General features: G+C 65.4%; 8 protein-coding genes. 3 read left to right on the forward strand and 5 right to left on the reverse strand.

The window, feature by feature from the left end; all coding sequences use genetic code 11:
• Positions 1-105 precede the first annotated feature (105 nt).
• The 5 genes from B4A72_RS03010 to B4A72_RS03030 form a co-directional block, all read right to left on the reverse strand.
• Positions 106-1299: a DUF3618 domain-containing protein gene (locus B4A72_RS03010; protein ID WP_292978070.1), complete on the reverse strand. Its 1194-nt coding sequence runs from the start codon at positions 1297-1299 to the stop codon at positions 106-108.
• Complete coding sequence (locus B4A72_RS03015; protein ID WP_292951137.1) at positions 1289-1687, reverse strand: phage holin family protein; 399 nt, start codon at positions 1685-1687, stop codon at positions 1289-1291. The genes B4A72_RS03010 and B4A72_RS03015 overlap by 11 nt, the downstream gene beginning before the upstream one ends.
• Complete coding sequence (locus B4A72_RS03020; protein ID WP_292951134.1) at positions 1684-2217, reverse strand: hypothetical protein; 534 nt, start codon at positions 2215-2217, stop codon at positions 1684-1686. Before B4A72_RS03020 ends, B4A72_RS03015 begins: the two co-directional genes overlap by 4 nt.
• A 450-nt stretch (positions 2218-2667) precedes the next feature.
• Positions 2668-3405: an HdeA/HdeB family chaperone gene (locus B4A72_RS03025; RefSeq protein ID WP_292978071.1), complete on the reverse strand. Its 738-nt coding sequence runs from the start codon at positions 3403-3405 to the stop codon at positions 2668-2670.
• 228 nt (positions 3406-3633) lie between these two features.
• Positions 3634-4479, reverse strand: a complete 846-nt coding sequence (locus B4A72_RS03030; protein ID WP_292951128.1) for a LysR family transcriptional regulator — start codon at positions 4477-4479, stop codon at positions 3634-3636.
• 272 nt (positions 4480-4751) lie between these two features.
• On the opposite strand from B4A72_RS03030, the gene B4A72_RS03035 reads away from it, so the two are divergent.
• From B4A72_RS03035 to B4A72_RS03045, 3 genes are all read left to right on the forward strand, one after another.
• On the forward strand, positions 4752-5501 hold the full coding sequence (locus tag B4A72_RS03035; RefSeq protein ID WP_292978072.1) for an ABC transporter ATP-binding protein: 750 nt from the start codon (positions 4752-4754) through the stop codon (positions 5499-5501).
• Complete coding sequence (locus tag B4A72_RS03040) at positions 5494-6237, forward strand: ABC transporter ATP-binding protein (RefSeq protein WP_292978073.1); 744 nt, start codon at positions 5494-5496, stop codon at positions 6235-6237. The genes B4A72_RS03035 and B4A72_RS03040 overlap by 8 nt, the downstream gene beginning before the upstream one ends.
• 43 nt (positions 6238-6280) lie before the next feature.
• Positions 6281-6792 (forward strand): ABC transporter substrate-binding protein (locus B4A72_RS03045; protein ID WP_292978074.1); only part of this gene is annotated, 512 nt, incomplete at its 3' end.

Below are 6792 nucleotides of genomic sequence, written 5' to 3' on the forward strand. Positions count from 1 at the left end.
TCCGCCGGGGTGTCGGCGTTTCTGCCACGGGTCATGCGATGCCTCTTTTGCTGAATCCGGCCCGCACGGGATGCGCGGACCGGCAGGTTTCATGGCGTTTTTCGATCACGACCTGTTCTGGACATCGCCCAGGTTCTGCTTCTCGGCCTCGGTTTCGGCTGCGCCCGCGATCCGCTCGCCCGAGGACTTGGCCTTGTCGATCGCCGATTTCGCCGCGCTGTCCACCTCGTCCCGGGTTTCTTGCGCGATCTTTCTGGCTTCGTCGGTCGCGGCCTCAGCGACCTTGCCGAGTTTCTCTTTCTCCTCGGCGTAAAGACGTTCGGCCTCTTCCATCAATCGATCGCTCTGTTCGCCCAGATAACGGTCCTCGGTCCGGCTGCGCGGCAGTGCCGCACCGATGGCGGCGCCGACGGCAAGGGCAAGCGCACCCGCGATGAGCGGCTGTTCCTCGAAGATATCGACGGCCATGTCGCGGCCTTGACGGGCATATCGCAGCGACGCATCGCGTGCCTCGATCGCGCTTTCACGCGCGGCGATCACGCGATCGCGTGCTTCCTCGGACAGGGCCTCGGTGCCCTCGGCCAGCCGCGCCCGCATGGCTGCCGCGCGATCCGATGCGCTGGTCGCCGCAGCGCGCGCGCTGTCGGCAACCGCGCGGCCGGTATCCGCCACCCCATCGGCGGCACCCTTGAGCGTATCCGTGACCGATCCGGCCGCGCGTCTGGTGGTATCCGCGACAGAGGCGCCAGGGCCGCGCCCCGATCCCCCGGCCCCGGACGCCGCCTCCGAGGCATTCCCGGCGACGCCCGGGGCGGTGTATTCTGCCCGCGATGACAGGCCAAGTCCGTCACTGTCATGGTCTCGCGCCCAGGAGGGGGTGTTTTCGGGCCGCGCGAAACGTCCCGTCCCGGTCACGGGCCGGGACCTGTGATCATCCGCGACACCGCTACGCGCATCGTGACCGTGCCGGCGGCCATACCGGCCGTCCTTGTCGTCATCATCGAACCGGCCATGGCGCGCATCGCGGGCGGCATGGTCGTGCCCGCCGCTTCTGTCGCTCAGCATGAGCCAGGCGAGGCCGGCCCCGGTCAGCGCCAATGCCAGCGGATTGCGCTTCACCGCGTCCGATACGGAACGGCCGATATCGCCGCCATGCTCGCGGACCTGATCACTTACCTGCCGCGCGAGGCTTTCGATCGAAAACCTGTCTTGCAGGTCCGACAGCGTATTGGTCAGACCGGCGCGTTCGCGTTCGATATCGCGTTCGATCTCTTTGGGGGAACGGGTCTCATTGGTCATCATAGGCCTCCTTCACGGCGCGCGCGTCGCGCTTGACGTTCTTCGCGGTCCTGCTGGGGGCGAGACTGCTGAGTTTCAGGTTGTCCTTGCCCTTCTTGAGCATCACGTAGGCGATGATCGCGAAGACGACCCCGACGATCAGCGCCGACCAGCCGCCGGGGATCCCGGCCTCGGTCAGGGCGGCGACAAGGGCGGCAGACAACACGTTGAGAGCGGTCAGCGCCACCACGAGGGCGCCGATGATCAAGCCGATGGCGGCGCCGGCATTGTTGACGTTTTCGTTGATTTCCGCACGGGCCAGATCGACCTCGTTGCGAACCAGGCTGCTGACATGGGACAATGCGTCGTTCAGCAAGCCGCTGGCGGACTTGTTCGGTTCGGTGCTCATGCTGATGTTCCTTTCGCTGTCGTGACGGGGGCCGGGCTTTGCAGCGGATCGGCGGCTGCGGGGCCGGACATGCCAGCCAACGAGGGGTTGGCGGGCTGTGATGGCCTGCTGCCTGACGCCTTGGCGAACCGGGTCGCTGCAAACCCAAGGAGTGCCGCGCCCCCCAGGAAAGCCAACGGATTGCGCCGCGCAAAGTCGTTGAGGGTTCCGACGACCTCGCCCAAATCCTTGTTTCGCATGGCTTCCGAGGCATCGGCCAGCCCGTCCGCGATCTGGCTGAAGGTGCGTTCCTGAGGCGATCCGTCACGCATCTCATCGGCCGCGGTCCGCAGCGCGGAGGCGACATCCTTCACCTCGCCCGCCAACGCGCCCTTGGCCTTGTCGGCCTGTCGTGTCGCTTCGTGGGAAACCTTCCCGGCCACATCCTGCGCCCGCTCCTTCACCTCTTCCGACGCCGAGCTCGCAGCCGACTTGGCCCTGCTCGTCGTGTCCTGGTGCGCAGTAGGCTTCTGTTGGTCAGTATTCGTCACAGCTAAATCCTTTCGAGTTGCGCGATCCGCTTGCAGACCGCGAGAATGGGACGGTCACGGATCAGCGGGGCGGTCACGGTCCAGGCCACCTTGCCCGCGCCGCGCGGTCAGCCCGCCCGTGCTGCGGGCGCGACAAGAACGGGCCGCACCCATGACATCCTTGCCGGGTTTCATCGAACTTGTGGGCCGCCCTCTGTGCCGGCGTTTCGCGCGAATCCCCCGATCACATGCCGATCCATGACAACGTGGCGACGTTTCCGCCCGCGGCAGTCAGGGATAGTCGTTCCGAGGGGCCGGGTGTGCCGGCCAGAAATCCACAGAGGTGCAGCCCGAACACTCATGAAATTCGCAACAGGGCTTTCGCGGGAAAACCGGGATCGCCCGTTGGTCCGGCGGCATGAACGCTTCCACGCCGCCGAACCCTTGTCTGGCCTCTGAGCCTGGTCGTCGTCAGTTCGACATCGAACCCGCAGCGCCGCGCTTCTGTTCGATCGCGTCGGCGGCCTTCATTTCCGGGGTGTCGGTGCACGCCGTAATGACCTCCTCGACCGGGATCTCGAACATTCCGCTGACGCGCATGATGGCGACGTCGCCACCGGCGCTGCCAGCCTGGCTGCCGCCGGCATCGGCGGACATTCCGCCGCCCGATTGTCCGCCACCAGACGCCGATGCCGAGGCATCCGCACCTGCCGCGGTCGCGCTGCTGTCAGTGGCCATCGTCGTGTCCGACGCCGCCCCGCTGGAGCCGCTGTTGGCAGAGGTGTTCGCATCTCTCGTGATCGCGCTGCCATCGGCCGCGGTCGCGGCATCCGATGCCGGCTTGTCCATGGCGCTGTTGGCAGAGGTGTTGGCATCGCTTGTCACGGTGCTGCCATCGGCCGCAGTCGTCGCAGAGCTGTCGCCGGATGCGGACCCTGTCGCGCCTGACGCCCCCGCCGCAGCCGACTGGCCGCCGCCTTGACCGGCCGACATTCCTGCATCGCTGCCTTTCTTGTACCCGGCGATATAATACAGGGTGCCCGGAACCAGCGCCGTGTCCATGGCAGTAATGTCCGCGCAGGTCACGGAATCCGGGCTTTGTTCTTTGCCCGTGGTCTGTTTGCTCGCAGATTCGGACTGAGCCAGTGCCATATTCGCCGACAAGGCGCAGATGGCGGTGGTCGCTGCGATCCTGATTTTCATTGGCATGATTGATTTCCTCCTCCGGCTGAATTTCAACCATCGGGGAAACCCGGCGCCCAAGGCGGCGGTTCCTGAAGCTTTTGTTAATCGGAACGCGGCGGAGAGGCTGCTGGCAGCGACCGCCCGCGAAATCATTTCGGCCAGGAAACAAGGGCGCGGACGTGATCCGTTGCCAGCCTGCGGCGCCATGTCCGGCCCGGCGTTGAACCCACATCGTGGACTGCGGGCAAGGGATCAACCAGAGGGCGCGACCTTCCGGAGATGGGACAGGGCAGGGCCCAGCAGGTCGGGGTCGGCCTGCGACGAACTGACCGCGCAAACCGGATAGGGGAATTGCGGCGCGTCCGGGACAAGGTGCAGTGCGCCCGAGGCGAGATGGGGCGCGATGTCGCGCTGGCGGAAATAGCCCGAGCCCCCGGCCGCCAAAATATAATCGGCGGCAAGCGGGCCGGGATCGAACGTCACGCCGGCGCCCTGAAACGCGGGAAAGCCGGAAACGAAGCCCTGCGAAAAATCCGGGCCCCAATCGGCGCCCACCAGGGTCTGCCCGTTGGCGGGGTCGGCGGCCGGGTCGGTGCTGGCCAGAACCAGCCTGTCATCCGCCAGCAGATCGATGCGCAGGCCGGGCCGTTGCGGCGGCGCATGGATCACCACCGCTTCGACAAGACCCGCGGCCACCTGGTCGATCAGCGTTCCGGGCGCATCGACCTGGACCCTGAGCGCGATGTCGGGGCATTCGGCCCTGAGCCGCCGGATCCAGTCCAGCAGCAGCGGCTGCCAGAGGCTCATCTCGCCGCCGATGGCAAGGATGGCTCTGTGACCCTGCGGAACGGCGACCTGGCGCCGCATCTGCCGCGCAAGCTGCACGAAGTTCGGGGCATGGCGCAGAAATTGCCGGCCGGCGGGGGTCAGCGCCGCGCCGCCCTTGTGGCGCACGAAAAGCGGGCGTTCGAGTTGGTCCTCCAGCGTGCGGATGCGTGCGCTGACGGTGGTCTGGCCGATGTTCATTTGCGCCGCGGCGGTATTGAAACTGCCGGTGGCGACGATTTCCAGAAAGGTCTCGACAAGTTTGGTATCCATGACGCCTGTTAGCAGATTTATTGCATTCATCGTGCAGAATTTTTCGTTTGTCTGCATCCCGATCCGCGCTCATGCTGCCCAGGAAACAGGGATTGGCTCGACAAGAATCCAGCCAGAAGAACAGGATAGAGGCGCGATTTGCCGAAGACGAGCGACATCAATTCTGCGAGGGCGGAGCAGGACTTGTGGCGGCTTGCCGGCCTGGGCGACCGGCCGTCCTTTCCGATCGCGGCAACGACCGCCGCAGTTGACGCCTGCGCCGGGGCGGCCCCGTGACCGCGGCACTCGAAGCCAGGGGTCTGACCAAGGAATTTCGCGGCTTCGTTGCCGTGAACGACGTGAACCTTTCGGTCGAAACCGGCTCGATCCACGCGCTGATCGGGCCGAACGGCGCGGGAAAGACGACCTGTTTCAACCTCCTGACGAAGTTTCTCAAGCCGACCGCGGGGAAGATCATCTACAAGGGCCAGGATATCACCGCCCTGTCGCCGACCCAGATCGCACGGCTGGGCATCGTGCGATCGTTCCAGATCTCGGCCATCTTTCCCGATCTTACGGTGCTTCAGAACGTGCGCATCGCGCTTCAGCGGCGGCGCGGCGAAAGCTTCGATTTCTGGCGTTCGGAAAAGACCCTGTCGCGCTATGACGACAAGGCGCGCGACTATCTGGAAGAGGTCGGACTGACCGAGTTCGAGCGTCACCGCGCCGCCGAACTGCCCTATGGCCGCAAGCGCGCGCTGGAAATCGCGACGACGCTGGCGCTGGACCCCGAGATGCTGCTTCTGGACGAGCCGATGGCCGGCATGGGCCGCGAGGATGTCGAACGCATCGCCGCCCTGATCCGCCGCGTATCGAAGAACCGCACGATCCTGATGGTCGAGCACAATCTTTCCGTGGTCGCGGATCTGTCGGATCGGATCACGGTTCTGGCGCGCGGCGAGATCCTGGCCGAGGGCGATTATGCCGCGGTGTCCAGGTCACCCGAGGTGATCGAAGCCTATATCGGAGCCGACCATGAGTGACGCGATGGCACAGACGGAACGTCCGGGCCGGACGGCGGGCGCCATGCTGGCGGTGCGCGATCTCAATGGATGGTATGGCGAAAGCCACGTTCTGCACGGCATCGAATTCGACGTGGCCGAAGGCGAGGTGGTGACGCTTCTGGGCCGCAATGGCGCGGGAAAGACCTCGACCCTGCTGGCGATCATGGGCATTCTGGGCAAGCGTGAGGGCTCGATCCGGTTCCAGGGCGCCGAGATCGTCGGAATGCAGCCGCGCCAGATCGCGCGCCTGGGGATCGCGCTCTGCCCCGAGGAACGCGGCATCTTCGCCTCGCTCAGCGTCGAGGAAAACCTGATGCTGCCGCCGCGTATCCGGGAGGGCGGGTTGTCGGTGGACCGGATCCACGAGCTTTTCCCCAACCTCAAGGAGCGTCGCCGCAGCCAGGGCACGAAGCTGTCGGGCGGCGAACAGCAGATGCTGGCCATCGCCCGCATCCTGCGCACCGGTGCGCCGCTTCTGCTTCTGGACGAGCCGACCGAGGGGCTGGCGCCGGTCATCGTGCAGCAGATCGGCCGCACGATCCTGGCGCTGAAGCAGGAGGGCTTCACCATCGTGCTGGTCGAACAGAACTTCCGTTTCGCGGCCTCGGTGGCGGACCGTCACTATGTCGTCGAACAGGGCAAGGTGGCGGACATGATCCCCAATTCCGAACTGGACGCCAATATCGACAAGCTGCACGCCTATCTGGGCGTCTGAGAACCATCCCGCGCACGGCGCGGCCAACAGAAGGAGACCGACCTTGATCAGGAACATTCTCATCGGCACGGCACTTGCCACGCTGGCCATGAACCCGGCGCTGGCTCAGGAAATCAACGTGAAGCTTGGCGTTCTCAACGACCGCTCTGGCGTCTATGCCGATCTTTCGGGCGAAGGGTCGGTGATCGCCGCGCAGATGGCGGTCGAGGATTTCAAGGCCGCCGACAAGGGCATGAAGGTCGAGATCATCTCGGCCGATCACCAGAACAAGCCCGACATCGGTTCCAGCATCGCGCGGAAATGGTATGACGAAGAGGGCGTGAACGCGATTCTCGACGTGCCGACCTCGTCCGTGGCCCTTGCCGTGGCCGACATCACCGCCGAGAAGAACGGCGTGCTGATCAATTCCGGCGCCGGATCGACCGAACTGACGCAGGGTCAGTGCAAGCCGACGACGATTCACTGGACCTATGACACGGCGGCTCTGGCCAACGGCACCGGCAAGGCGCTGACCGATGCGGGCGGCAAGAAATGGTTCTTCATCACCGCCGATTA

Source organism: Paracoccus sp. UBA5162, assembly GCF_002413585.1.
Taxonomy (GTDB): Bacteria; Pseudomonadota; Alphaproteobacteria; order Rhodobacterales; family Rhodobacteraceae; genus Paracoccus.

What these genes read in the sequence shown, in the direction of transcription:
- B4A72_RS03010 (WP_292978070.1), bottom strand. Translation starts at nt 1,299, where the DNA reads ATGACCAATGAGACCCGTTCCCCCAAAGAGATCGAACGCGATATCGAA.
- B4A72_RS03015 (WP_292951137.1), bottom strand. Translation starts at nt 1,687, where the DNA reads ATGAGCACCGAACCGAACAAGTCCGCCAGCGGCTTGCTGAACGACGCA.
- B4A72_RS03025 (WP_292978071.1), bottom strand. Translation starts at nt 3,405, where the DNA reads ATGCCAATGAAAATCAGGATCGCAGCGACCACCGCCATCTGCGCCTTG.
- B4A72_RS03030 (WP_292951128.1), bottom strand. Translation starts at nt 4,479, where the DNA reads ATGGATACCAAACTTGTCGAGACCTTTCTGGAAATCGTCGCCACCGGC.
- B4A72_RS03040 (WP_292978073.1), top strand. Translation starts at nt 5,494, where the DNA reads ATGAGTGACGCGATGGCACAGACGGAACGTCCGGGCCGGACGGCGGGC.